Here is a 24,267-nt window from a genome sequence, read left to right as displayed (position 1 = left end):
GAAGCGGCGCGGGTGTGGGCGTCGAGACTCAGGCGCTGCTCGCGCAGGCCGGCGGCGCCGCGGCGAAGGCCGCAGGCGTCCAGGGTGGACATCTCGCGGAGCAGCCATGTACTGTCACGTATGGCTCGTGGAGGTCGCTCATGAGCGAGTGGGTCAGTAAGGTGCTGGAGGCCATGCGCGTGCGGGGAATGCCGCGCGTCTATGTGCTGGGTTCCTTAGAGCGCCGCGTCACGATCTATTCGCAGCAGGTCCGCGCGTTGAACCTCGTGGATGCCCTGGTCCGTGCGGATAAGCTACGGCCCGAAACCAGAATCGCGGTCATCGGCGCGGGCTCGGCGGGCCTCACCTTTGCGGCGGGGGCGCTACTGCGCAGCGCGCAGGTGACAGTGATCGAGCAGGAGAGCGAACCTCTCTCCCTCTTCCGCTACGGCGCGCAGCGATGGTTGCACCCCCGTGTCTATGATTGGCCGTTGTCAGGCTGGGAGTACGCCCGCGCGGGGCTGCCCGTGCTCGACTGGGAGGCTGGCACTGTCCCGAGCGTACGCGACCAGCAACTCCGTGGCTGGCGAGCCGTTTCTGACCAGCACCGCGACCGTCTGCGTGTGGTCCTCCATGCCAGCGGCGTTGTGATCCCGGACGGCACGGAGCACGATGAAGTCATGGTGTCGTGGAACGTGGAGTCTCCTGACGCCCCGGCGGGCCCCGAGACCTTCGACGTCGTGGTGCTCGCCGTGGGCTTTGGCCGCGAGACGGCCGAGATGCCCTCGTACCGCACCTACTGGGAGCCCGACGACATCGATGATGTGGGCAGCTTTCGGGAAGGGATCGACGCGCCGAAGACGTGGCTCGTCTCCGGTTGCGGCGACGGCGCGCTGACCGACCTCCTGCGACTGTGCATCCGAGGCTTCCGCCATGAGCGGATGGTCGTCGACTTCGCTTCGGATCGCGCGCTCGAGGCGGTGAAGCAACAGATTGCCGCCATCGAAGAGGACAACCGAGCGAAGGGCGATGACGGGATCAGGTTCCTCTTCGGAGAATACAGGAAGCTCCGCTTCGAGCCCCTGATCTCATCCCTGCGCGATCCGGAGAAGTGGGCCCGCCAAGATACCAAGGTCACACTGAACACGGCCGACGGCTATTTCCTGCGGAGCAACAGCTCGCCGCTCAATCGGTTCCTCGTGGCTCAGCTCCATCACGCGAGGCGCTTCGAGCTGTTTCCCGATTCGGTGAAGCCGCCTGTGAGCGCCGAAGGCGAGCGCCGCCGGGTCACGTTCGCGAGCGGCCACGTCAGAGTCTTCGATCGCGTGCTCTTGCGTCACGGCCCGCGCCTGGCTGCGCTGGAGGCGTTTCCGGCTGTGTGGAAGGCGTGCGAGCCTATGCGCGAGCTGTGGAAGCAGACGCCGACGCTGCTCGATCAAACGCGCACGCGCTTCTGGGACGAGGGCATCTTCGGCCCCGAGGAACGGTTCGAGGCGCGGGGCGTAGCCTCGCTGCCGGCGGCCTCGGCCCCACCGGGGGCGCCAGTTGGGCGGAAGCCCAAGCTCTTCGGCCGTGAGGCGCTGCTCAAGGAGGCTGCGACCCGCCTTCAGCAGCGGCCGGTCTTGCTCGTGTATGGCCTGCGGGGCACCGGTAAGAGTGCCTTCATCGAGGGCCTGGCGCGTGTTGAGCCCTTGGCGGGGAGAGAGCGAGTGCGGCTCACCGCCGGCCCTTATACTACGGCATCGGAAATCTTCCGGTATTTCGCCCCGATCCTGGGCGAGACGGCCGAGCTCCCGCAGGTTCCGACCGGGGACGACGGCGCCATCCGGAGGGAGATCGGGTGCCGCTACCCGAACCCTCGCTCGGCGTGGGTGTGGATCGACATGGCTCATCACCTCCTGGATGAGCGTGGGTTTCGGAGCCCCGACGTCGCGCGTCTTCTCGTCGGTCTCTGCGCTGCGCTGGGCAAGCAATGCCCGGTGGTGTTGGAGCTTCGCGAGAAGCCCCCCGAGGCATTGCTCCGTACGCTCGCGAACGTCTGCCACGTGCCAGGGCTGGACAAGCAAAGCCTGGAGGAATGTCTCCGCGATGGCGCTCCCGACGAACAACAGAGTCGCTGGAGCTATAAGGGTACAGAGCTCAAGCGTCTTTATCACTGGCTGGGCGGCGGGCACGGCAATCAGGCCCATCCGCTTGCGATCCAGCTCCTGATTGAAGTGGCGCGCGGGCACGGGGAGACGCCGCTCGACGTGCTGAACCGCCACCGCGGAGACTTCGAGCAGAAGGTCGAGGAGGTGCTGCTGGCGGATCTCTTCAACAACGTCTTGAACGAGCCAGAGCGGCGAATGCTTCGCGCGCTCGCGCTGTATCGGTCCACGATCCCCCACGACCACGCGGATGCTCTCGAGCGGCATCTCGGCGTTGCGGGCGCCTGGGACGGGCTCGATCGGCGTTGTCTGCTGGCGTCTAGCCCGGAACAGTCGCAATACTATCTGCACTCATTCATTTCCGGGTGGCTGCGGACGTGTATGGGATATGTGGGGCACGGGGAAGACACCGAGGCTGACGGGCAGGGCTTCAAGAACGCTTCCGTCGAGAGGGAGGTGCGCGCCCTTCACGCTGTCGTCGCCAGGTGCTGGCTCGATCAGCTCATGCGCAGCCGGCGAGTGACGCAGCAGAACATCGGCCGCGCGCTGGAGGCGTTCCATCACCTCGTGGCCGCGGGCGAGCCCGGTCGTATTCAGGATATTGCCGTCGAGCTGCTCACCGGGAATCGCGCGTGGGCAATCGTGCGGATCGAGCGGCTTTACGAGTACCTGTTCAAGTCCAGGGCGCCCGTTCATGCGCAGCGACTTGCCTTGGAGTACTGGGCAACCCTGGAGCCCGAGAACCACAAGGTACAGCGGTTCCTCGGCGAATGTTGGGTGAAGGAGGAAGGCTGGACGAGCGCGAAGGCGCTGCGCTGTTTTGAAGAAGCATGCCGGCTGGAAGGCAATTTTGCGCCGTACTGGTCCAACCTCGGAAAGGCTCTCCTCGCGCAGGGAAAGGAGGGAGCGAAGGAGTTTCTCGCGCGGCTCGCGGTGCTGGAAGAGGAACGTCCCCGGGCTGTCGACGACCACGTTCGGGCGATCCAGGCGCACTGCCTTAGTCTGGTTGGTCATGAAAACGAGGCCGCCGCCGTGCGTATGGCCAAGATCCGTGCGGGCAGCCGCGATGCGGTATTCTACGCTGATGAAGCGAAGGCGCGGCTGGAGGCCGGGAATGCCGCCGGCGCGCTGGAGGTCCTCGACTTGGCAGAGAAGAACGGCTGCACTGACGAGTTCACGACCGCGATCCGGGCCAATGCGCTCGCGCATTGCGGCCGCGACGAGGAGGCCGCCGCCGTGCGCATGGCCAAGATCCGTGCGGGCAGCCGCCATGCGGCGTTCTACGCTGACGAAGCGAAGGCGCGGCTGGAGGCCGGGAATGCCGCCGGCGCGCTGGAGGTCCTCGACTTGGCAGAGAGGAACGGCTGCACTAACGAGTTCACGACCGCGATCCGGGCCAATGCGCTCGCGCATTGCGGCCGCGACGAGGAGGCCGCCGCCGTGCGTATGGCCAAGATCCGTGCGGGCAGCCGCAATGCGGCGTTCTACGCTGACGAAGCGAAGGTGCGGCTGGAGGCCGGGAATGCCGCCGGAGCGCTGGAGGTCCTCGACTTGGCAGAGAAGAACGGCTGCATTGACGAGTTCACGACCGCGATCCGGGCCAATGCGCTCGCGCGCTGCGGTCGCAATGAGGAGGCCGCCGCCGTGCGTATGGCCAAGATCCGTGCGGGCAGCCGCAATGCGGCGTTCTACGCTGACGAAGCGAAGGTGCGGCTGGAGGCCGGGAATGCCGCCGGAGCGCTGGAGGTCCTCGACTTGGCAGAGAAGAACGGCTGCACCGGCAAAGTCACCGACGCCCTACGCGTGAAGGCGCTCGACCGACTTCGACTCACGTGACCCACGGGCGGCAGTGGACCACAGACGAAACAGGAGGGAATTGATAGTTTTGCAGTGACCCGACCCAGGTTGAGTTCGCGGCTGTATGCGCCAGCCTTCCTCGCCTCTGTCACCCCCAGGCTGGCTTTGGAATGAAGGCGATCCCTTCGATGCATGTGTAAACCGTTGATAAGCGTCGCTTTTCGGGAGGGAGGCGGATGGCGCAAGGAATCTTCGGTCAGCTGAGACGAGTATGGCGCTTCGCCTCGACACTCTCAAAATCGTCTGGCCCTTTCTTCCGTCCAGGTGACCGTCACCGCAGCTTTGTGCGCTTCCTGCCCCTGCTCGTCTTCTCGGCGGCTCAGGGCGACGAGGTGGCGAGGGGCTTCGATCATGCGCTGGCGGCGGCTTGTCTGCATCTACCGCCGGCGGCGTTCGATCTACCCATGGGTCACCCCTGAGGCGGCGCGTCGTCGCGACGCGCCTAGAGGCGCGCGCCCCTCGCGAACATCTCGACGATCTCCGCCCCGTCCCCCGACACCGCGACGTACGCCGCCTCGGCGCCGAGCAAGTCTTTCCGCTGCGCGAGCCCCTGCACGGCGCTCGCCGCGTTCCGGAGCTGCAGTCCCACGGCGCCGCCGCCGATCCGCACCGGCATCCCCCGCTTCAGCTCGATCACGTCGGATGGCCGCCGTGCAGGCCATGGGCTCGACATGTCGACAGCGAGAAAGTCGCCGCAGTAGGCGCGCTGGTTGGAGCGGAAGAGCCAGAGCTCGGTCCGGCGGTCCATGAGCCCGCGCGCGAAGTCATCCTCGTTGGTCTTGAACGCGAAGGCGGCGTCGGCCTGGCACGGCCGGACGGCCTTCTGCACGAACTCGCAAAGGCGGTCTCGTCGCGCCACGGCGCGGCGGGTGAGCTTGATGGAGAGCGGAAGACGGGGCGCCACGATGCACGGGCTCCGGGGCCACGCGCGGCTGGTCCGAGCGTCGCCCGAGGAAGGTCGAGCACACGCCGCTCCGCGGGCGCGAGGAGAGCACGAGATGAAGGGCGACGGGGCGTCCGAGCGCGAGCAATGCGGGGGGCGGGGAGGACCCGCCCGGCGCAGGGGACCGCGTTTCTACCGGAGGACCTTCATGGCGCCACCTCGGCACGGCCAAGGGGACACGACCGCCCGGACGTCGCCATGGAGATCGGTCAGGCGCGCGCCGCTCGGTCCCGTGCGGCGGCGGCTCAATCGATGCACGAGACGACGGCGTGGTCGGCGCTGTCCGTCGCGCAGGACGTCTCGGGGCATGTGTCGGCGTCGATGTCCTCGACGCACGCGCACGTATCCTTGCCGTCGCACGAGGCGGGGAGCTGCTCGCAGACGAACGTCACGAAACCCGGGTGCGTGGTCGCATAATCGATGTGCTTGCAGTACTCGGTTCCCGTCTGGCAGAATGTGAAGCCGCACGCGAACGTGCCCTCCGGCGGCGTACAGGCCCCGTTCGTTGAGATGTCGACGCGCCGGAGCTCCGGGCAGTCTTGGCGCTCGACCTGGCCATCGCAGGCGCAGACGAACTCCTGCACGTGGCCGCACTCCAGGGGGACCCTGTGCAGGTGCCGGACGCCTCGCCCTGCCCGCACGCGTGATCGGCGAAACGGCAGAACTCGCCAGCGTCGCAGTCGTCGCTGGTCTCGCAGGCCACGGCGACCCCGCCGCCGCTCCCGCCGCCGCCGCCGCTGTTCGTCTCGTCCGGCCCGCCGCCGGGGCCCGTGGTATCGACGCCTTCCGAACAGCCGGCGAGGCCAAACGCCGCTCCGGCGAGGATGAGGATGAGAAGCTTTGAACGAGAAGTGTGGAATATTATGGTTGGCACGGGGCAACCACTGTGCCGATGCTTTGGGGTTGCGGATTCATGGCAATCTGCACGATGAGCCAACCGTGTGTGCCACTCCGGATGGCGCAGAACAGCACATCTCGCCAGCGCCGGCCCATGACGTCGCGAGGTCTCGGGCACGCTCACCTCGTGCCGGATGGGCGCAGCTCACGGGCGGATCATGCTCCTGAAGCTCGCGCTCGTGGGCGCGGCCGTGCTGGCGGCGTCGCTGGCGGCGCGCCGCTTCGGCCACGCGGTGGGCGGCGCGCTCGCCGGGATGCCGATGATCGCAGGCTCGATCACGGGCTTCGTGCTGCTGCAGGAGCCGGCGGCGCAGGTGAGCGCGATCGCGCTCGCGACGCTCGCGTGCCTGCCGGCCACGATCGCCCACGTGCTCTGCTTCGCCTGGTGCGCGACGCGCTTCCGCTGGGGCGCGGCGCTGCTCGCGGCCAACGCGGCGTTCCTGTCGCTCGGGGCGGCGCTGCTCGCGCTGCGGCTCCCCCCGCCGGCGGTCTGCGCCGCGGCGCTCCTGTCGCCCCTCCTGGGCGCGCTCGCCATGCCGCGCGTGCCCCTGGCTGCGGCCGCGGTGACGATCCCGCGCGTCGAGCTCGCCTGCCGCGTCGTCGCCGCGATGGCCATGGCCTGGCTCATCCTGCGCACCGCCGGCGTCGCGCCGGCCGGCCTCAGCGGCCTGCTGCTCGCCGTCCCGATCGCCGGCAACGTCCTGCCGAGCTTCACCCTGCCCCGGCACGGCGCGGCCGCGACCGTGGCGCTGCTGGCGGGCTTCGCGCGCGGCCTGCTCGGGTTCGCGGCGTTCTTCGTCGCCCTGCGCGTCGGGCTCGGGCGGCTGTCCCCCGCGGCCGCCTACGGCCTCGCGTGGGGGGTCGCGCTGCTCGCGGCCCTGGCGCTGCGCAGGAACGGCGACGCCGCGGGGGCCGGCGCTACTTCTTCTCTTCGGGCTTCTCGCCCTTGGCGTCGCCGGCGTTCTCCCTGATGGAGGGCGGCGGGTCCGACTGGACCGTCTTCGCGTCGCCGGGCTCGAGCGTCACCATCATCGTGCGGTTGCCGCGCTCCGGATCCACGAAGGTGACCTCGTGCGTGCCGGGCGGGACCTTGCGCCCCGAGATCGGCGTCGTCCCGATCGGCTTGCCGTCGAGCAGGATCTCGGTGGGCTGCGCCGAGACGACGTCGAGCATCGGCGCGTCGTCCAGCGGCGGCTCGGGCTCGGGCTCGGGCGTGGTGACGACCGGCGGCGGCGTGGGCTCGACCGGCGGCGGCGGGCTCGCGGCCCCGCCGCAGCCGGCGAGCGCGATGACGAGGAGGGGAGCGACGACTCGGAGCATGCGGCGAGGCTAGACACGAATTCACGCGCGGGGGAATGGCCCGGCGACACGGCGCGAGCGCGGGGCGCGCGCGGCGCCAGCGCCGGGAGGCCGAGCGTTGCGTTGCCCGACCAGCCCAGGTACTTCTGGTCGCCATGTCGACCGTGGTGACCTGCGGAACGGGGACGGCGAACCAGCGACAGCCGACGGAGCACGTCTACTACTCGTCGACGAAGAGCCTCTGCAAGACGTGCAAACAGGCCGTCGACGCCAAGATCCAGTTTTCTGGTGGGGCCGTATATTTCGACAAGTTCTGCCGGGATCACGGCCACCAGCGCGTGCTCGTCGCCTCCAGCGTGGCGTGGTACCTCGACGCGCTCTCGTTCGTCGCGCCGCACACGCCGCCGCGCGGCGAGATCCACGCGGTGCGGAGCGGATGTCCTTTCGACTGCGGCCCGTGCGCCTCGCACCAGCAGAAGGTGTACATGCCGGTCGTCCCGATCACGTCGGCGTGCAACCTCGATTGCCCCATCTGCTACACGGTCAACAAGAACGAGGGGGCGCACCAGCTCAGCGAGCGCGAGTTCGCGGCGATCCTCGGCCACCTGCGCGCCCAGCACGACGAGCTCGACATCATCAACTTCACGGGCGGCGAGCCCACGATGCACCCCGAGCTCCCGAAGCTGCTCCGGATGGCGTCCGAGGCGGGCATCCGGCGACTCACCGTCTCGACCAACGGGCTCAAGCTGCGGAGCGAGGCGTACGTCCGCGAGCTCGCCGCCGTCGACGCGCGCATCGTGCTGTCGCTCGACACCTTCGATCCCGAGGTCGACCAGCGGATGCTCGGGGCGAACACCGTGCGCGCCAAGCTCGAGGCGCTCGAGCTCCTGGAGAAGCACGACGTCACGACGACGCTCCTGCCCGCCATCGCGGCCGGCCTGAACGACAGGGACCTCGGCAAGCTCTTCGACCTGATGATGCGGAAGCCGAACATCGTGTCGCTCGAGCTCCACACGCTCACGTTCACGGGGCAGGGGGGCGCGGGGTTCGACCGCACGGCGCGCATCACCACGCCCGATCTCCACCGGCTCCTCGAGGAGCACACGGGCGGCGCGATCGCCGCGCGCGACTTCGTCCCTTCGCCGCTCGCCCACCCGCACTGCTACTCGATCTGCTACCTGCTCGCGCTCGACGGCGGCGGGTTCGTCCCGTTCGCGCGCTTCATGGGCCGGGAGAAGCTCTTCGAGCTGCTCGGCGACTCGCTCTACATCCAGCCCCGGGAGCCCGTGGAAGAGGCGCTCCGGACCGCGATGGACGAGCTCTGGGCCGACCCGGACCGGCTGCCCGAGAGCGAGGCGCTGCTCCGGACGCTGAAGCGCCTGCTCCGGGAGATGTTCCCCCCGGGCAAGCCGCTGCCCATCGCGCAGCGGCAGAAGGTCGCCGAGCGCGCGACCAAGGCGATCTACATCCACTCTCACATGGATGAGGAGAGCTTCGACGTCGCCCGCGTCATGAAGTGCAGCATCGGCGTCCCCGAGGTCGACGGCAGCAACATCCCGACCTGCTCGTACAACGTCCTTTACCGCGAGAACGACGCGCGCTTCGCCGATCCGGACATGCTCGCGCGCATGGGCCGGACCGAGCCGCACCCGCTCCTCGCGCCGGCGCCCGCGCCGCCGGAGAACCGGCGCTCCCTCCCGATCCTCAAGGTGCCGTCATGACCACCAGGCTCCCGCTGGTCGATCGCAAGTTCACGTTCACCCCGAACGCGAAGGACCGCGAGGTCTTTCACTCCTTCTCGCGGGGGCTGTGCCCCCAGTGCAAGAAGGCCGTCGACGGCGTGAGGATCCTCCGCGACGGCAAGGTGTACCTGCGCAAGCAGTGCCCGGCGCACGGGCAGAGCGAGGCGCTGATCTCCGGCGACGCCGACTGGTTCCTGAGGTCGCTCACGTACGTGAAGGAGGGATCCCGGCCGCTCGAGTACTCCACGCCGGTCGAGCGCGGCTGTCCGGACGACTGCGGCCTTTGCCCGGATCACGAGCAGCACTCGTGCCTGCCGATCATCGAGATCACGAACCATTGCAACCTCGAGTGCCCGATCTGCATCGTGCAGAACCGGCACAACTACACCATGACGCGCGAGGAGTTCGGGCGCGTGCTCGACGGCATCGTGGCGAAGGAGGGGACGCTCGAGACGATCAACCTCTCCGGCGGCGAGCCGACGCTCCACCCGCAGTTCCTGGAGCTGCTCGACATGGCCCGCGCGCGCACCGAGATCGCGCGCGTCTCGATCTCGACGAACGGGCTCCGTTGCGCGAGCGACTACGCCTTCTGCGAGGAGCTCGCCCGGCGCAAGGTGTACGTCAGCCTGCAGCTCGACGCGCTCAGCAACCCGGCGCTCCGGGTCCTGCGCGGGGCAGGGGACCAGGCCGCCGCGCGGGAGAAGGCGCTCGCCAACCTGAAGCGGGCCGGCGTGCGCACCACCCTCGTCTCGACCGTGGCCCGCGGCGTGAACGACGACCGCATCGGCGAGTGCATCCGGCTGCTCTACGACAACGATTTCATCCTGTCGCTCACGTTCCAGCCGGCGGCGTACACCGGGTACGGCGGCGCCCACTTCGCGCCGCACGATCCGCTCGACGTGATGACGATCCCCGATGTCGTCCGCGCGGCCGAGGAGCAGACAGGGCTCCTGAAGAAGAGCGATTTCCTGCCGCTGCCGTGCTCGCACCCGAGCTGCTTCGCGCTCACCTACCTGCTCAAGGTCGACGGCGAGTTCATCCCGTTCCCGAGGTTCCTCGAGCTCGACAGGTACCTCGAGCTCCTGTCGAACCGGGGCACCATCCGCCCCGACGAGGAGTTCGAGGGCGCGCTGCGCGACGCCATCGACCAGATGTGGACGAGCTCGGGCCAGGTCCCCGACTGCGACAGGATCCTGAAGGTCCTGCGCCGGGCGATCTTCCTCATGTACCCGGAGGAGCGCGCCCTCGAGCTCGAGGAGCGGCTCCACATCGGCGAGGGGCTCGTGAAGACCGTGTTCATCCACGCCTTCATGGACGTGCACAACTTCGAGGTCGACCGCATCAAGAAGTGCTGCACCCACTACGCGCTCCCCGACGGGCGGCTCATGCCCGGCTGCGCGTACAACAACCTCTACCGCGACAGGGACCCTCGGTACGCGGGCCCCATCGGCGAGCCGCAGATCTGGGGCAAGACGTGACTGGCCTCCTCGCCGGCAAGCGCGCGATCGTCACCGGCGGCGGGCGCGGGCTCGGGCGGGAGATCTGCGCGACGTTCGCGCGGCACGGCGCCCGGGTGGCGTTCACGTACGCGAAGAGCGAGGAGGGCGCCCGGCGCCTCTGCGAGGAGATCGCGGCCGGCGGCGCGGAGGCGCGCGCGTTCCGGGCGAGCGTGCTCGACGCGGACGCGACGCGCGCGATGGTGCGCGCCGTCGAGGAGGCGTGGGGCGGGGTCGACGTGCTGGTCAACAACGCCGGCGTGTCCCAGAACCTGCCGATGGCGCTGCTCGAGGAGCAGGACTTCGATCACGTCCTCGACCTGAACCTCAAGGGCGCCTACCTGACCGCGCGCGAGGCGCTGCGGTCGATGATCCGGAAGAAGCGCGGCGTGGTGCTGAACATCGGGTCGCTCGCCGGCGTGCGGATGATCGACGCGCCGATCCACTACTGCGCGAGCAAGGCCGGGCTCAAGGGGATGACCGAGGCGATGGCCAAGGAGGTCGCGCGCCACGGCGTCCGCGTGCTGTGCGTCGCGCCCGGGCTGCTCGAGGACGGCGTGGGCCGCAACCTGCCCGAGCACCGCCTCGCCGATTACCTGAAGCACTGCGCGCTCGGCCGCGTCGGCACCTTCCGCGAGGTCGCCGAGCTCGCGGCGTTCCTCGTGTCCGATCGCAACGGCTACATGACCGGCGCCACCGTGGTCGTGGACGGGGGCGTGTGATGGCCGGCGCGACGGCGGGGAGGGCGGCGAGGCCGCGCCGCTGCGTCGTGTTCGGCGGCTCGGGCACGGTCGGCCGCGCCCTGGTCGCCGAGCTCGCGCGGGCGGGGGCGCGCGTGGGGTTCACGTACAGGCAAGGGCGCGAAATTGCTGACGATTTGCTGCGCGCGCTCCCGGGGACGACAGCGCTCCAGGTCGACCTCGGCGACCCGCGCGCGGCGGCGGAGGCGGCGGACGCGCTCGCGCGGCGGCTCGGGGGCGTGGACGCGTTCGCGCACTGCGCGGTGCGCACGTCGTCGGTCGAGCCGCCGGCGTTCGACGCGATCGAGGACGTCACGTTCGAGGGGTTCGCCGACGTCTTCACCGTCAACGTGACGAGCGCCTTCGCGGCCGCGCGGAGCCTGCTCCCGCACTTCGACGGCGGCGGGAACATCGTCCTGTTCGGCTCGGTCGACGGCATCAAGCCGGTGCCTTCGCCGGTGCCCTACGCCGCGTCGAAGGCGGCGCTGTCCGGCCTCACGCTCAGCCTCGCGAAGTCGCTCGGGAAGCGCGGGATCCGCGTGAACCTCGTCGCGCCCGGCGTGCTCGAGGCGGGCGCCTCGCGCATGCTGCCGGACGACCTGCGCGCGGAGTACCTCAAGCACTGCGGGCTCCGCCGCCTCGGCAAGGTCGAGGAGGTCGCGGCGCTCGCCGCGTGGCTCGCGCTCGAGAACACCTACGTCACCGGCCAGACGATGATGGTCGACGGGGGGCTCTGATGGCGGCGGCGCCCTCGTCGCGCCTCCGGGTGATGGGCGGGCTCGCCGCGATGGCGTTCGTCGTCCACGGCGGCAACCACGTGCGGCGGGGCTCGCCGTACGACCTGCTCTGGATGTGCAACGTCGCGCCGATCCTCCTCGCGGCCGGCTGCCTCCTCGCCAAGCCGGATCTCGCGGCGATCGCGGCGCTGTGGCTCGCGTTCGGGACGCCGATGTGGCTGCTCGACATCGCGACGGGGAGCGGGATCATCCTGACCACGTTCCTGCCGCACGTGCTCTGCCCGGTCGTGGCCGTGCTCGCGGTGCGGGAGATGGGGCTCGCGCGGCGCGCCTGGCTCAAGGCGACGGCGGCGCTGCTCGCGCTCGTGGGGCTGACGCGCGCGCTCACGCCTCCCGGGCCGAACGTGAACCTCTCGCACCGCGTCTGGGCGGGCTGGGAGGCGGCATTCCCGCGGTACGATCGGTACTTCGCGCTGGTCGCGGCCGCGGCGGCGCTCACGTTCTTCGTCCTCGACCGCGCGCTCGCGGCGTGGCTCGGGCGCTCGCGCCGGGGCGCCGCGGACGGCATCACCCGCGGGGCCAGCACCACCTGATGCGTTACATCCTGCTCGACCGGATCACCGCCGTGGAACCTGGCCGCAGCGCGCGCGGGCTGAAGGCGGTCACCCTGACCGACGAGGTCCTGCACGACCACTTCCCCGACTACCCGATCTACCCCGGGGCGCTGCTCGTCGAGGCGGCGGCGCAGCTCGCCGGCTTCCTCGTCGAGGTGACGGAGAACAGGCCGTCGGCGGAGCCACGGCGGGCGCTCCTCGCGCAGATCGACAGGGCGAAGTTCTACCGGCCGGCCCAGCCGGGGGACAGCGTCGAGCTCTTCGCCGAGCTGGCGCAGTCGCTGGACGCGGCGGCCAAGCTCTCGGTCGGCGCCGACGTGCGCGGGGAGAAGTGCATGCGGGCGACGCTCACCTTCATGCTGAAGGCGATCGACTCGGAGCGGGTGCACGCGCAGCGGCGCTACCTCTACGCGCTGTGGACGCGCGAGCTCCCGGACAAGGTGTGGCTGCCATGACGCTCGTGACCGGCCTCGCGTCCGTCGTGCTGTCGCCCGGCGAGGCGTGCGATCCGTCGCCGTTCCTGCGCGAGAAGAAGAGCAAGAAGTACCTCGGGCTCCAGGATGCGCTCGCGGTGGTGAGCGCCGGGCGGGCGCTCGCGGCGGCGGGGCTCGCCGCGTCGCTGCCGGGCGAGCGCACCGGGCTCTACCTCGCGGTCGGCTACATCCCGTTCCTGGAGCGCGACATCGCGCCCGTGCTCGAGGGCTCGCTCGACGAGCGCGGGGACTTCAGCCCGGCGCGCTTCGGCGCCGAGGGGTACACGCGCGCGCACCCGCTGCTCGCGTTCCGCTGCCTGCCCAACATGCCCGCCTACCACGTCGCCGCGAACTTCGGGATCGAGGGGCCGTACGCCGTGCTGTACCCGAGCGCGGGGCAGCTCTACGTCGCGCTCGAGGAGGCCGCGCTGGCGCTGGATCGCGGGGAGGTCGACGTGGCGCTCGTGGTCGGGGTGGCGCACCAGCGCAACTACCTCGTGGAGCACCACATGCGGCGCATCGACGATCCGGTGCCGGCGGACCGGCTGCTCGACGCGTCGGCCACGGTCGTCCTGGAGCGCGCGGACCACGCGGCGCAGCGGGGCGCGCGGGCTCTCGGCGAGCTCGCGTCGGTCGAGGTCGCGTACGCGCCGTTCGATCCGCTCGCCCGCGCGCCCGCGAAGCGCGAGACGGTCGCGGGCGCGGCGGCCGCGCCGGTCGTCGACACGCGCGCGGAGCTCGGGCCCGCGTCGCCGCTCGTCGCGCTCGCGCGCGCGTGGGAGGGCGGCGCCGTCGAGGTCGCGCACCGCCTCGAGGGGCGCGACGGGATCACCGCGGAGAGCCGCTGGATCCGGAGGGCGTCATGAAGGCGCGCCACGCCGTGGTCGTGACCGGGATGGGCGTCGTGTCGCCGCTCGGCGATCGCGTCGACGCGTTCGCGGACGCGCTCCTCGCCGGAAAGAGCGGGATCGGCCCCATCAGCCTGTTCGACGCGTCCACCCTGCCCACGCGCATCGCCGGGCAGGCCCCGCTGCCGGCCGAGGTGCCGCTCGGCGACCGCAAGGTCGCCTTCGCGCTCGCGGCGGCGAGGAGCGCCCTCGAGGCGTCCGGGCTCGCGCTCGACGCCGGCGGCGCGGGCAGCGGCGCGCCGCGCGCCGACGCGGGCGTGAGCCTCGGCGTGGGGCTCGAGCTCTTCAACATGGATCACCTCGCGATGGCCCGGCGCCCGGGCTTCGCGCTGCCCGAGGGCCTCGCCGCGCGGCTCGGCTTCATGCAGACGCCCTCGGAGGTGTGCGTCCACGCGCTCGGCCATCGCTTCGGCCTGGCCGCGCCGCCGCTCGTCCACGTGTCGGCCTGCGCCGCGGGCACCGACGCGATCGGCGCGGCGTACCGGCTCATCGCCGCGGGACGCCGCCGCGTCATGCTCGCGGGCGGCACCGACTCGATGATCAACCCCCTCGGCGTCGCGGGCTTCTGCGCGCTGCAGGCGACGAGCCTCCGCAACGACAGGCCCGAGACAGCGTCGCGGCCGTTCGACAGGACGCGGGACGGGTTCGTGATGGGCGAGGGGGCGGCCGTGCTCGTCCTGGAGCGGCTCGACGACGCGAGGGCGCGCGGCGCGCGCATCCTCGCCGAGGTCGCGGGGTACGGGAGCAGCTTCGACGCGTACAAGATCAGCGATCCGCACCCCGAGGGGCGCGGCGCCTTCCTGGCCATGGCGCGCGCGCTCGCCGACGCGGGGATCGGCGCGGACGAGGTCGACGCGATCAACGCCCACGGGACGGGCACGCCGAAGAACGATCCCGCCGAGACGCTCGCGCTGAAGCGGCTGCTCGGGGAGCGCGCGCGCGGCGTTCCCATCTCGGCGACCAAGTCGATGATCGGCCACCTGATCTCGGCGTCCGGCGCGGTCGAGGCGGTGGCCGCGATCGCGTGCATGCTGCGCGGCGCGGTGCACCCGACGATCAACCTCCACGAGCCGGACCCGGCGTGCGACCTCGACTACGTGCCGAACGAGGCGCGCGCGCACCGCCAGCGCCACGTGCTCTCGAGCTCGTATGGGTTCGGCGGGCACAACGCGGCGATCGTCCTGCGCCACCCGGAGGCGCTCCGGCCGTGAGCCTCCTGCTCGAGGGCAAGCGCGTCGTGGTGACGGGCGCGAGCCGCGGCCTCGGCCGGGCGATCGCGCTGGCGTGCGCGCGGGAGGGCGCGGCCGGCGTCGGGATCGGCTACCGCGAGCGGGCGGCGGAGGCCGCGGAGGTCGCGCGCGCGGTCGAGGCGGAGCGCGGCGGGCGCGCGCTCGCCCTGGGGTTCGACGTCGCGGACGCTGCGGCGGCGGCGGCGGCGGTCGAGCGGTTCGAGGCCGAGGTGGGGCCGATCGACGGCTGGGTCAACGGCGCCGGGGCCGTCACGCCGGGGCTGCTCGTGACCAGCGACGTGGCGCAGCTCCGGGCGCAGATCGAGACGAACCTGCTCGGCCCGCTCGTGTGCGCGCGCGCGGTGCTGCCGCTCATGATGCGGCGCAGGCGGGGCGTCGTGCTCAACGTGAGCTCCGTCGCGGCGGTGCGCCCCGCGCGCGGTCAGGCCGCGTACGCGGCAGCGAAGGGCGGGATCGAGGCGCTCACGCGCGCGCTCGCGGTCGAGTACGCGCGGAAGGGCATCCGCGTCGTCTGCCTGCGGCCCGGGCCGATCGACACGGACATGCTCGGCGGGACGCGCGCGCTCGCCGGCGAGGAGATCGTCGCCCGCGTGCCACAGCAGCGGATCGCCGCGCCGGACGAGGTCGCCGGCTACGCGGCGTTCCTGCTGAGCGACAGGGCCGCGTACGTCACCGGCGCGGTGGCGTCGGCGGACGGGGGCTACGCGGTCGGATGACGCTCGAGGAGCTCCTGCGCTCCCGCCGCAGCGTGCGGAGCTTCCTCCCGGAGCCGCCGCCGGACGCCGTGATCGAGCGGCTGATCGAGCTCGCCGTCACGGCGCCGTCGGCGAGCAACAAGCAGCCGTGGCGCTTCGTTGTCGTGAAGCGCCCGGAGGCGATCGCGGCGATGGCGGGCGCCGTGCGCGAGGCGGTGGCCACCGTGGCGGAGCACGTGGCGGCGGACGGGCGGGCGGGCTTCGTGGCGTACGGCGACTACTTCACGCGGTTCGAGGGCGCGCCGGTCGTGATCGCGCCGATCTTCCGCGGGCACACCGTCCTGTCGGGCCTTGTCGCGCCCTCGCTGCCGGCGGAGCTCCACGAGGCGATCGCCGCGATGGAGCGCGACTCGGGCCTGGTCGGCGCGTCGCTCGCGCTGATGAGCCTGCTGCTCGCGGCGCACGACGCGGGGCTCGGCGCGTCGGCGATGACGGGGCCGCTGCTCGCGGCGGGGCGGCTCAAGGAGATCCTCGGCGTGCCCGCGAGCTGGGGTATCGTCGCGCTGGTGGCGGTCGGCTACGCGGCCGGCGAGCCGTCGCCGACCGATCGCAAGGCCGGGAGCAAGGTCACGAGGTGGATCCGATGACGGACGCGGGCACAGCGAGCGTGGACATCCCTCCGCATGTGATTGACACGGTGAAGCGCTGCATCGTGGAGAGCCTCGCCGTGGAGGCCGAGGCGGTCGAGCTCGGGAGCCGGCTCATCGACGATCTCGGCGCCGACTCGCTCGATTTCGTGGACATCGTGTTCATGGTCGATCACGAGCTCCACATCCGCGCGCGAGAGAGCGAGTTCAACTTCATCACCCGGCTCGATTTCTCGTCGCCCGAGGTGATGAAGGAGGGGTTCCTCACCGAGCCGGTGGTGACCCGGCTGGAGACGTGGCTCCCGGCGCTCGCGGCGGTGGAGGACAAGACGCGGGTGACGCCGCGGCAGCTCTTCTCGCTGATCACGGTCGAGGCGATCTGCATCGTGGCCGCGCGCCGGCTGGCGGCGCCGGCGGGCGGCGGTGCGCCCGCGGCGCAGCCGGGATAGTCCGTCGCGAGGCCCTCCCCGAGGGATCGAGCCTACTTCTTCACCGTCGAGTGGATGAAGTCCAGCTTCCATTCGTCGCCGACCTTCTTGAAGGTTGCGCTCTCCAGCCAGTCGCGCGTGAGGACGCTCGCGTCGTTCGTCATGAACTTGCCATGGTTGAAGTAGATCACGCTTCCTGAGCTGCTGTCGACGTTGACCTTGAAATTGTCGAATGAGTAGTCGGCCCTGGTTATCGGTGATCCGTTGATGATCGCGATCAGACCATCGTTGTTTATCACCTTCCCGTTCTCGAACAGGATGAAGTCGGGGGTCGTCAAGGACTTCATTCGTGTGAAGTCCTTTCGGCTGATGCAGTCGAAATAGGCGACGACCACCGCCTTCAGCTTCTCGGGGCTGTCAGGTCTGTTGGGCTGACAAGCGGATGCCGTTCCGGCGAGAATCAGGAGAGGTAACGCTGATTTCATTGGCAACGTAAAATGTTACCAGCGCTGATGGGTGCTTTCAATGATCTTTCATTGGTCGCCGTTCACGGGCAGGAACGACGATCGGGCATCCCGGCCGGGCGCGATCGCCCGTTCGGCCTCCGGCTCAGGCGCCCGGGCCGCCGGCGCAGGCCGCGTCGCCGACGTCGACCATCAGATTGCAATCGTTGTCGATGCCGTCGTCGCAGAGCTCGGCGGCGTCCGGGTGCACCTTGGCGTTCGCGTCGTTGCAGTCGTCCGACGCGTCGAAGCCGTCGCCGTCACGATCCGGAGGGGGCGGGCCGCACGCCGTGACGAGGGCGCAGCCGAGGGCGATCACGAGACCTCGGAGAGCGTCAGTCACCGCTGAGATCACCATAAAAGTCTCCTTGCGAGGCGCCGTCCTTCATCAGGTCCAAGAGCTCGGGCCAGAACGCCGCCTCCGCGTCGATGCCGGCGTCCCCGATCGCGGCCGCGTCGGCCGCGAAGCGCGCGAGCGCGGGCTCCAGGATGGCTATCGCCGCGGCGGGGTCCGAGCCGTATTCTTGCGCCGCGTCGTGCATCGCTTGCACGAGGAGCGCGAGCGCCACCGTCTTGTCGACGCTCGTCTGCGGCATGAACACGCCGCGCTCGCCGAGCGCCTCGCCCTCGTAGCTCGCCGAGAGGGAGCTCGTGACCGGCTCGCCCGAGCGGTCGACGTAATTGAGCTCGATGTCCACGTCCGCCCCGGCCAGCTCCTCCGGCGACGCAGGCGTGAGCGAGAGGAGCATCGCTCCCTTGCGCTTGCTGAGAAACACGCTCGCCACGTCCAGCGAGGCGATCGACGTCGCGCCGGCCTCCCCGGTGGGGAAGCCGTACGCGCGAGAGAGCGAGAGGTTCGGCGAAGGGGTCGCGACGAGCTTGAGATCATGGGCGATCGGCGTCGCCATCCACGGCCAGTTGTCCTGCATGAAGAGCCCGACGTCGTCGGCGTTCATCAGGCTGAAGGCGTTGGCGCCGCGCAGGTGCGACATCCGGTTCACGAGCTCGGCGCCGAGCCCGAGCCCCAGGCCGAAGACGGTGATCCCCACGCCGTCGGCCGCGCCCTCCGCGACAAGGCTCTCGAACTCGCTGCCGCCTGTGGCTCCCACGTTCGGCTGAGCGTCGGTGAAGAGCATGACGCGGACCTCGTCGGCCGTGCCCTTCGCCTCGCGCGCGAGGTCGTACGCCTGCATGAGCCCCGCCTCCATGTTGGTGGAGCCGTCCTCCGCGAGCTCGCCGATGGCCTCCTTGATCTCGGGGTCGTCCCCTTGCGTCCAGTCGAGCGGCGTGTCGACCGACGCGCCATACGTCACGAGCGCGAAGCGATCCTCCGCGCCGAGGCGGCTCGCCACGTTCCAGAGGAGCGCGTGGGCGATCGCCGCGGGCGTCCCGCCGCCGCCGTCGCCGTAGCTCCACGACATCGAGCCGGATACGTCGACCGTCGCGACGATCGCCATCGACGGTCGCTTGAACGTCTCGGGGTCGATCGTCGACGACATGCCGACCTGCACCCACGCGGCGCTCTCGCCCTGGGCGTCCGGGGCGATGCCCATCGCGGCGCGCACGCAGAGGAGCGTCGCGCACGGCGCGCCCTCCAGCGGCAAATCGTGCTCCGAGAACATCGCCTCGACGACGAACGCCTGGGGCGGCGGCACCTTGCCGTTCTCGATGAGGCCCCTCGCAAAGCCCATATCCTTCACGCCGCCCGGCGTCGCGCCGAACTCGGCGCCGGCGCTCGCGCCCGACGAGAGGTCTCCGCAGCCGACCATCGCGATGCCCGACGCGGCTGCCATGATGAAGCCAACGAATCGATCCATTCCACGACTCCTTCGCGTGCGCGGACAGGCTCGCGCAGATCGCGACACGCCATCACCCCGCACCCTGTCGCGAAGGAATGCACGCTCAGTGCCAGCGCCGCGACGCGAGATCTCGTCTGTTTGGGCGCGCCTCGATGCGCCGCTCCAGCCTGCGCCATGACAGCGGCGCCAGGGCGCAGGGCGCGCTCCAGCGAGCCACCCCTCGCGACTCGGCACGCCGGTCCAGCCCGCACCGCCGACGCCTCCCTGGGCAGTTGCCGCTCGCCCGCGTTTCCTTTACGTAATGCGTATTACACCGCACAGAGGAGCAGGTAGCAAGCCTGTCCACCTCCTTGTCACCACGGAAAGAGCCCAAGGCATGACCACCAAGCACCTGGCTTTCACAAGAGCGCTCTCGGCGCTCCGCGGCGCGCTCGCGCTGACCGCGGTCGCGGCATGTTCGTCCGACCATGCTCCGCCCGACGTGGTCGGGCCCGCGTCGGGCCTCGATCCGGCGAGCGCCGACCCGCCGCGCCTCGACCCGGCCGAGATCGGGAAGGACCGGGCGGTCAACCTGCCCATTTACCGGAACCGCCGCTTCTCCCCCGAGGAGCGCGCCGCGGACCTTGTCTCGCGCATGACGCTCGCCGAGAAGGCCAGCCAGATGATCAGCAGCCGGGCGCCGGCCATCCCGTCGCTCGGCATCCCCGCCTACGGCTGGTGGAACGAGGCCGCGCACGGCGTCGCGCGCGAGCAGGTCAACGACCGCGGCAACCCGCCCAACACCATCAACACCACGTCGTACCCGGTCGATCTCTCCCTGGGCTCGACCTGGAACCCCGAGCTCATGTACCGCGAGGCGGTCCTCATCTCCGACGAGGCGCGCGAGGTCTTCCGCGAGAACAAGCTGAATCTCAACTTCTACGCCCCCACGATCAACCTGGCGCGGGATCCCCGCTGGGGCCGCAACGACGAGGCGTTCAGCGAGGACCCGGTGCTCACCGCCGCCATCTCCGCGCAGTTCGTGAACGGCATGGAGGGCAAGGACCAGCAGGGGCGCCTCTTGCTGGAGAGCGGCGGCTACCTGAAGGTGAACACCACGCTCAAGCACTACGCCGCGAACAACAGCGAGTTCAACCGCCGCCGCGGCAGCTCGGACATGGATGAGCGGACGCTGCGCGAGTACTACACGGCGCAGTTCCGCGACGTCATCCGCTCGTCGGATCCGGCGTCGATCATGAGCGCCTACAACCGCGTGAACGGCGTGCCCGTGGCCGCGAGCATCCAGCTCAAGGAGGTGCTGGCGCGCTCGATCTTCGGCTTCCAGGGCTTCTTCACCTCGGACTGCGACGCGATCCGCGAGATCCAGTCAGGCCACAAGTGGCAGCCGCCCGGCTATCCCCACCCGCTCGACGCCGTCGAGCGTCACGCCTTCGCCGCGGTCGCCGGCGAGGATCTCAACTGCAACTGGGGCTACCACGACAGCTACAGCTACGCGAACACCCTCGTCGACGCCGTCGCGCGCGCCATCCCCACGCCGACGGGCATCTTCAACGAGAACGACGTCGATCCGCTGGTCACCCGGCTCTTCGCCGCGCGCATTCGCCTCGGCGAGTTCGACGACGACGCGCGCGTTCCCTGGGTCACGCAGGCGCGGGCGCGCGTCGCGCCGGGGACCTGGACCAACAGCGACGACAACGGCGCGATCACCCAGACGCCCGAGCGGCTCGCGATGGCGCGCGAGGTCGGGGCGGAGGCGATCGTGCTCCTCAAGAACAGCGAGACCCGGCGCAAGGACGGCTCGACAGGCAAGCTCCTGCCGCTCCAGGTCCCGCGCGCGGGCGAGTTCCGCGTCGCCGTGATCGGCACCTATGCGAACCCGGCCGAGGTCTTCCTGGGCGGCTACTCCAGCGACCAGGGCCCCGCGGGCAACGCCAACGCGGTGAACGGCTACAGCGGCGTCAAGGCCGCCGTTCAGGCCATCAACCCCGCGGCCGTCGTCGACTTCTACCCCGGGGTGACGCCGGAGACCCTCGCCGAGGTCGACGCGGCCTCGGTCGCCGCCGCCGCCGAGTACGACGTCGTGGTCGTCTACGTGGGCACCGACGGAAGGCACTCGCGCGAGGACGTGGATCGCACGACGATCGCGCTGCCCGGCGCGCAGGCCGAGCTCATCCGCCAGGTGGCGGCGCAGAACCCGAGCACCATCGTCTACATGGAGACCGTCGGCCAGATGGATGTCGGCAGCTTCGAGCCCGGCGTCGCGGCGCTGCTCTGGAGCTCCTACAACGGCCAGCGCAAGGGCGAGTCGCTCGCCGACGTCCTGCTCGGCGCCCACAACCCGAGCGGCCGGCTGCCATTCACCTGGTATGCGAACCTCTCCGACCTGCCCCCGATCGACGATTATGCCATCCGGCCGACGGAGAGCAGCCTCGGGCGCACGTACATGTACTTCCAGGGCGCGGTCACCTATCCGTTCGGTCACGGCCTGAGCTACACCCGCTTCCGTTACTCGAGCCTGAGCGCGGACCAGCCGAGCGTCGACGCGAACGGCGCGCTGCGGGTGAGCGTGAACGTCAGCAACGTCGGCCGCACCGCCGGCGACGAGGTGGTGCAGCTCTACGTGAGCACGCCCGGCGCCCCCGCCGCGCTCGAGCGTCCCCGGAAGCGGCTGCGCGCGTTCCAGAAGATCTCGCTGCGCCCGCTGGAGAGCCGGACGGTGAGCTTCGATCTGCGCATCGCCGACCTGGCCTTCTTCGACGAGGAGCAGGGGCGCTACACGGTCGACGCGGGGACCTACGGGATCCAGATCGCGCGCTCCGCGGCGGATGCTGACATCGCGGCGCAGACCTCCGTCACGGTGACGGGCGCGCTCCAGCCGGTGCCCGCGGTGGTGACGGCGAAGCCGCAGATCCCGGGCGATCACGAGCTGGGCATCCAGCAGCGGGTCTTCTTCCCCGTCGGCGCGGAGATCGATCCGCAGCTCACGGTGTCGCTCAGCGACGAGTCGATCTACGGTTACATCACCAAGGGCGCCAGCCTTCCGCTCCCCGAGGGCCTGCGGGTGAGCTTCGAGAGCAACCGGCCCCGGGTGGTCTCCGTGGACGGCCCCGGGACGCTCCGCGCTGTCGCGCCCGGCGTGGCCACGTTGACCGCGTCCGTGGAGTACCGCGGGGTCACCACGAAGGTCGATTTCGTCATCTACGTGCGATCCTCGTGAACTGACGTGAACTGATGGGCTCGTTGGCCCCGGTGCCGGGCGCGGTGTTTGCCGCCCGCGGGGCCAACGTCGGTCCAGGTCCTCAGCCGCACATCACCGGAGATCCCCATGACCCGAGGGCGACGCGCGGCGTGGACGCGCTGATACGCTCGCGCGCCGGGATCAGCCGCCGCTGCCGTAAGGACGGGTGATGATCTCGAGGAAGTGCCCGTCGGGATCGGGGAAGTACACGCCGCGCCCGCCGTCGTGGTGGTTGATCTCGCCCGGGTGCTGCGCCTGGGGATCGGCCCAGTACTGGAGCTTGCGCTCGCGGATCCGCCCGAAGATCTCGTCGAACTCTGCCTCGCTGACCAGGAAGGCATAGTGCATGGGGCGGAGCTCGTCAGGGCTGTCGACGAAGTCGAGCGTGACGTCGTTGTCGAGCCGCACCGCCAGGAAGTGTCCGAACGGCACCGGGGGGTCGAGGCCCAGGATCTCGGACAGGAAGGTGGCGGACGTCTTCTTGTCCCGCGCCGGGACGATGGTGTGGTTGAGCCGGACGGTCATGCGCGCATCCCCCTTCCGTGCATCCTCAGCAGGCCCGTTGGCCGCTGCGTCGAGGCCATGATCTCGGCCTTCGGACTTGTGTCATCCATGTGGATATCCTCCTTCCGAGTCGAGCCCGCCCGAGCGAGCCGGTTCACGAGGTCCGCCGCGCGTGCCCGCCCCGGATGAGGGCGAGCGTGCCATGCGGGAATCACGGCAGCAAATGCGCGCCATGCATGCGCATCATTCGCCTGCACCATGAGGACGCTCGACGCCGGTGTTACGACGGCGGCCAGCTCGTCCGGTGACGGGCGTGCGACGCGCCGTCCGTCCGTCACCGGATGAGCATGCATGGGAAAGGCCACGAAGCTCAGGAGTGAACGCGTCTGATCCGCGCGCCGGCCCAGGCGCACGGCAGCGCGATCGCGATGTTCGCGAGCGAGTACCAGGCCGGGCCGAGCTCCCACATCACGACGGCGCCGAGGGTGGCGAGCGCGAGTCCGACGGCGCCGAGCGCCAGCGCGTGACGCATCGGGCGGGCGGGGGCGAGCCGGGCCGCGACGTGGCCGCCGGCGGTGTTGAGGACGATGCGGTACGCGAGGGCGAGCACGAACAGCGCGTCGCTCATCCGCTCGCCGTGCGGCGGGAAGACGCCGGAGGCGTGGAGCGCCAGGTCCACGGCCGTGGTGAGGATGACGGTCGCGAGGAGGCCGCCGAGCACCGCGCCGACGCTGCGGAGCGTCGTCCGGGCCGGGGTCGCCGAGGTCGTGGCGGAGAGCGTTCCTTGAAGGGCTTCGATCGTGTTCATGGTGTCCTCGTCCGGGTGATGGCGCCTTCCTCGGCGCTTCACGGAGACGTCGGAGCCGCCGGCGCCCCCTCGACATCGGCGGCGATTTTTTCTGCGCGCTGCCGGGGCGGTGCGGCTCGCGGGCGTCTCGGACATCCACGGCGACCTGGCCGCCCTGGAGGCGGTGCTGGCGGACATGGCCCGCCGCGGCGCTCACGTGGCGGTCAACCTGGGCGACGTCCTCTCGGGCCCGCTGCAGCCGCGCGAGACCGATCGAGAGAAGATTTGAACCACAGAGGCACAGAGGGCACAGAGGGAAGAGAAGAGATAAAGAAACTTCTATCTCCTCTCTCCTCTGTGCCCTCTGTGCCTCTGTGGTTCATCTCTCTGTGGTTCATCTCTCGGCCCTCTCCGGGCTTGTTGGACTTCCAGTCCAGGACCACGGGGCATACATCGCGCCACGGCTCCGCCTCGGGGAGCGAGGGCCGGCCGATATTGCTCAAGCCGGCGAGCGGCCTTAGAGGCCCACCAGGATCGCGGCGCCGGCGCGCACCCCACGAGCATCCGGGGTGAAGGGACGATTC

The 24,267-nt window shown here is 70.4% G+C and carries 22 protein-coding genes and 1 pseudogene; 15 read left to right on the top strand and 8 right to left on the bottom strand.

Annotated elements, in window-relative coordinates; translation table 11 throughout:
* Positions 1-14 precede the first annotated feature (14 nt).
* Entirely contained in the window at positions 15-3,962 is a 3,948-nt protein-coding gene (locus WME76_RS17100) for a hypothetical protein (RefSeq protein ID WP_437961154.1), read from the top strand.
* Between the two features lie 463 nt (positions 3,963-4,425).
* Here the strand turns inward: WME76_RS17100 and WME76_RS17095 are convergent, their stop codons facing one another.
* Both WME76_RS17095 and WME76_RS17090 read right to left on the bottom strand, forming a co-directional pair.
* Complete coding sequence (locus tag WME76_RS17095) at positions 4,426-4,887, bottom strand: hypothetical protein (RefSeq protein ID WP_437961153.1); 462 nt, start codon at positions 4,885-4,887, stop codon at positions 4,426-4,428.
* 284 nt (positions 4,888-5,171) lie between these two features.
* A complete protein-coding gene (locus WME76_RS17090; protein ID WP_437961152.1) occupies positions 5,172-5,567 on the bottom strand; it encodes a hypothetical protein in 396 nt (131 codons plus the stop codon).
* Between the two features lie 414 nt (positions 5,568-5,981).
* Here WME76_RS17090 and WME76_RS17085 point away from each other — a divergent pair, with 414 nt between their 5' ends.
* Complete coding sequence (locus WME76_RS17085) at positions 5,982-6,794, top strand: hypothetical protein (RefSeq protein ID WP_437961151.1); 813 nt, start codon at positions 5,982-5,984, stop codon at positions 6,792-6,794.
* Here WME76_RS17085 and WME76_RS17080 read toward each other — a convergent pair.
* Positions 6,742-7,143, bottom strand: coding sequence for a PEGA domain-containing protein (locus WME76_RS17080; RefSeq protein ID WP_437961150.1), 402 nt, complete (start codon positions 7,141-7,143; stop codon positions 6,742-6,744). The genes WME76_RS17085 and WME76_RS17080 overlap by 53 nt on opposite strands.
* A gap of 134 nt (positions 7,144-7,277) precedes the next feature.
* Between WME76_RS17080 and WME76_RS17075 the strand changes: the two genes are divergently transcribed.
* The 11 genes from WME76_RS17075 to WME76_RS17025 are packed head-to-tail and all read left to right on the top strand — an operon-like array spanning position 7,278 to position 16,873.
* Positions 7,278-8,843: a radical SAM protein gene (locus WME76_RS17075; RefSeq protein ID WP_437961149.1), complete on the top strand. Its 1,566-nt coding sequence runs from the start codon at positions 7,278-7,280 to the stop codon at positions 8,841-8,843.
* The gene (locus tag WME76_RS17070; RefSeq protein ID WP_437961148.1) at positions 8,840-10,342 is read left to right on the top strand and encodes a radical SAM protein; all 1,503 of its coding nucleotides are present in this window, start codon (positions 8,840-8,842) and stop codon (positions 10,340-10,342) included. The genes WME76_RS17075 and WME76_RS17070 overlap by 4 nt, the downstream gene beginning before the upstream one ends.
* Positions 10,339-11,082, top strand: a complete 744-nt coding sequence (locus WME76_RS17065; protein ID WP_437961147.1) for an SDR family NAD(P)-dependent oxidoreductase — start codon at positions 10,339-10,341, stop codon at positions 11,080-11,082. The genes WME76_RS17070 and WME76_RS17065 overlap by 4 nt, the downstream gene beginning before the upstream one ends.
* A complete protein-coding gene (locus WME76_RS17060; RefSeq protein WP_437961146.1) occupies positions 11,082-11,837 on the top strand; it encodes an SDR family NAD(P)-dependent oxidoreductase in 756 nt (251 codons plus the stop codon). Before WME76_RS17065 ends, WME76_RS17060 begins: the two co-directional genes overlap by 1 nt.
* Positions 11,837-12,430, top strand: coding sequence for a hypothetical protein (locus WME76_RS17055; protein ID WP_437961145.1), 594 nt, complete (start codon positions 11,837-11,839; stop codon positions 12,428-12,430). The genes WME76_RS17060 and WME76_RS17055 overlap by 1 nt, the downstream gene beginning before the upstream one ends.
* Positions 12,430-12,906 carry a 3-hydroxyacyl-ACP dehydratase FabZ family protein gene (locus tag WME76_RS17050; protein ID WP_437961144.1) on the top strand — a complete coding sequence of 159 codons (477 nt, stop codon included), beginning with the start codon at positions 12,430-12,432 and terminating at the stop codon, positions 12,904-12,906. The genes WME76_RS17055 and WME76_RS17050 overlap by 1 nt, the downstream gene beginning before the upstream one ends.
* Positions 12,903-13,790: a beta-ketoacyl synthase N-terminal-like domain-containing protein gene (locus WME76_RS17045; RefSeq protein WP_437961143.1), complete on the top strand. Its 888-nt coding sequence runs from the start codon at positions 12,903-12,905 to the stop codon at positions 13,788-13,790. Before WME76_RS17050 ends, WME76_RS17045 begins: the two co-directional genes overlap by 4 nt.
* On the top strand, positions 13,787-15,043 hold the full coding sequence (locus tag WME76_RS17040; RefSeq protein ID WP_437961142.1) for a beta-ketoacyl-[acyl-carrier-protein] synthase family protein: 1,257 nt from the start codon (positions 13,787-13,789) through the stop codon (positions 15,041-15,043). The genes WME76_RS17045 and WME76_RS17040 overlap by 4 nt, the downstream gene beginning before the upstream one ends.
* Positions 15,040-15,798, top strand: coding sequence for an SDR family NAD(P)-dependent oxidoreductase (locus WME76_RS17035; protein WP_437961141.1), 759 nt, complete (start codon positions 15,040-15,042; stop codon positions 15,796-15,798). The genes WME76_RS17040 and WME76_RS17035 overlap by 4 nt, the downstream gene beginning before the upstream one ends.
* On the top strand, positions 15,795-16,424 hold the full coding sequence (locus WME76_RS17030) for a nitroreductase family protein (protein ID WP_437291803.1): 630 nt from the start codon (positions 15,795-15,797) through the stop codon (positions 16,422-16,424). Before WME76_RS17035 ends, WME76_RS17030 begins: the two co-directional genes overlap by 4 nt.
* Positions 16,421-16,873: a phosphopantetheine-binding protein gene (locus tag WME76_RS17025; RefSeq protein WP_437961140.1), complete on the top strand. Its 453-nt coding sequence runs from the start codon at positions 16,421-16,423 to the stop codon at positions 16,871-16,873. Before WME76_RS17030 ends, WME76_RS17025 begins: the two co-directional genes overlap by 4 nt.
* Positions 16,874-16,905: 32 nt before the next feature.
* Here WME76_RS17025 and WME76_RS17020 read toward each other — a convergent pair whose 3' ends face one another.
* The 3 genes from WME76_RS17020 to WME76_RS17010 form a co-directional block, all read right to left on the bottom strand.
* Complete coding sequence (locus WME76_RS17020) at positions 16,906-17,337, bottom strand: nuclear transport factor 2 family protein (RefSeq protein ID WP_437961139.1); 432 nt, start codon at positions 17,335-17,337, stop codon at positions 16,906-16,908.
* Positions 17,338-17,461: 124 nt separating this feature from the next.
* Complete coding sequence (locus WME76_RS17015; RefSeq protein WP_437961138.1) at positions 17,462-17,698, bottom strand: putative metal-binding motif-containing protein; 237 nt, start codon at positions 17,696-17,698, stop codon at positions 17,462-17,464.
* Positions 17,691-19,172 (bottom strand): vWA domain-containing protein, encoded by a 1,482-nt coding sequence (locus WME76_RS17010; protein WP_437961137.1) that lies wholly within the window; start codon positions 19,170-19,172, stop codon positions 17,691-17,693. Before WME76_RS17010 ends, WME76_RS17015 begins: the two co-directional genes overlap by 8 nt.
* Before the next feature lie 358 nt (positions 19,173-19,530).
* Here WME76_RS17010 and WME76_RS17005 point away from each other — a divergent pair, with 358 nt between their 5' ends.
* On the top strand, positions 19,531-22,371 hold the full coding sequence (locus WME76_RS17005; protein ID WP_437961136.1) for a glycoside hydrolase family 3 C-terminal domain-containing protein: 2,841 nt from the start codon (positions 19,531-19,533) through the stop codon (positions 22,369-22,371).
* A gap of 162 nt (positions 22,372-22,533) precedes the next feature.
* Here the strand turns inward: WME76_RS17005 and WME76_RS17000 are convergent, their stop codons facing one another.
* Positions 22,534-22,917 carry a VOC family protein gene (locus tag WME76_RS17000; RefSeq protein ID WP_437961135.1) on the bottom strand — a complete coding sequence of 128 codons (384 nt, stop codon included), beginning with the start codon at positions 22,915-22,917 and terminating at the stop codon, positions 22,534-22,536.
* A 349-nt stretch (positions 22,918-23,266) separates the two neighbouring features.
* Positions 23,267-23,704 (bottom strand): hypothetical protein, encoded by a 438-nt coding sequence (locus WME76_RS16995; protein ID WP_437961134.1) that lies wholly within the window; start codon positions 23,702-23,704, stop codon positions 23,267-23,269.
* Between the two features lie 109 nt (positions 23,705-23,813).
* Here WME76_RS16995 and WME76_RS16990 point away from each other — a divergent pair.
* Positions 23,814-23,954 (top strand): annotated as a pseudogene (locus tag WME76_RS16990) (metallophosphoesterase family protein); the annotation flags it as partial.
* Positions 23,955-24,267: the final 313 nt, after the last annotated feature.

Source organism: Sorangium sp. So ce119 (genome assembly GCF_051524405.1).
Lineage (GTDB): Bacteria > Myxococcota_A > Polyangia > Polyangiales > Polyangiaceae > Sorangium > Sorangium cellulosum_G.
This window is presented reverse-complemented; position numbering and strand designations above follow the sequence as displayed.

What these genes read in the sequence shown, in the direction of transcription:
- WME76_RS17000 (WP_437961135.1), bottom strand. Translation starts at nt 22,917, where the DNA reads ATGACCGTCCGGCTCAACCACACCATCGTCCCGGCGCGGGACAAGAAG.
- WME76_RS17020 (WP_437961139.1), bottom strand. Translation starts at nt 17,337, where the DNA reads ATGAAATCAGCGTTACCTCTCCTGATTCTCGCCGGAACGGCATCCGCT.
- WME76_RS17070 (WP_437961148.1), top strand. Translation starts at nt 8,840, where the DNA reads ATGACCACCAGGCTCCCGCTGGTCGATCGCAAGTTCACGTTCACCCCG.
- WME76_RS17050 (WP_437961144.1), top strand. Translation starts at nt 12,430, where the DNA reads ATGCGTTACATCCTGCTCGACCGGATCACCGCCGTGGAACCTGGCCGC.
- WME76_RS17030 (WP_437291803.1), top strand. Translation starts at nt 15,795, where the DNA reads ATGACGCTCGAGGAGCTCCTGCGCTCCCGCCGCAGCGTGCGGAGCTTC.
- WME76_RS17010 (WP_437961137.1), bottom strand. Translation starts at nt 19,172, where the DNA reads ATGGATCGATTCGTTGGCTTCATCATGGCAGCCGCGTCGGGCATCGCG.
- WME76_RS17080 (WP_437961150.1), bottom strand. Translation starts at nt 7,143, where the DNA reads ATGCTCCGAGTCGTCGCTCCCCTCCTCGTCATCGCGCTCGCCGGCTGC.
- WME76_RS17040 (WP_437961142.1), top strand. Translation starts at nt 13,787, where the DNA reads ATGAAGGCGCGCCACGCCGTGGTCGTGACCGGGATGGGCGTCGTGTCG.
- WME76_RS17045 (WP_437961143.1), top strand. Translation starts at nt 12,903, where the DNA reads ATGACGCTCGTGACCGGCCTCGCGTCCGTCGTGCTGTCGCCCGGCGAG.
- WME76_RS16995 (WP_437961134.1), bottom strand. Translation starts at nt 23,704, where the DNA reads ATGAACACGATCGAAGCCCTTCAAGGAACGCTCTCCGCCACGACCTCG.
- WME76_RS17005 (WP_437961136.1), top strand. Translation starts at nt 19,531, where the DNA reads ATGACCACCAAGCACCTGGCTTTCACAAGAGCGCTCTCGGCGCTCCGC.
- WME76_RS17060 (WP_437961146.1), top strand. Translation starts at nt 11,082, where the DNA reads ATGGCCGGCGCGACGGCGGGGAGGGCGGCGAGGCCGCGCCGCTGCGTC.
- WME76_RS17055 (WP_437961145.1), top strand. Translation starts at nt 11,837, where the DNA reads ATGGCGGCGGCGCCCTCGTCGCGCCTCCGGGTGATGGGCGGGCTCGCC.
- WME76_RS17085 (WP_437961151.1), top strand. Translation starts at nt 5,982, where the DNA reads ATGCTCCTGAAGCTCGCGCTCGTGGGCGCGGCCGTGCTGGCGGCGTCG.
- WME76_RS17075 (WP_437961149.1), top strand. Translation starts at nt 7,278, where the DNA reads ATGTCGACCGTGGTGACCTGCGGAACGGGGACGGCGAACCAGCGACAG.
- WME76_RS17025 (WP_437961140.1), top strand. Translation starts at nt 16,421, where the DNA reads ATGACGGACGCGGGCACAGCGAGCGTGGACATCCCTCCGCATGTGATT.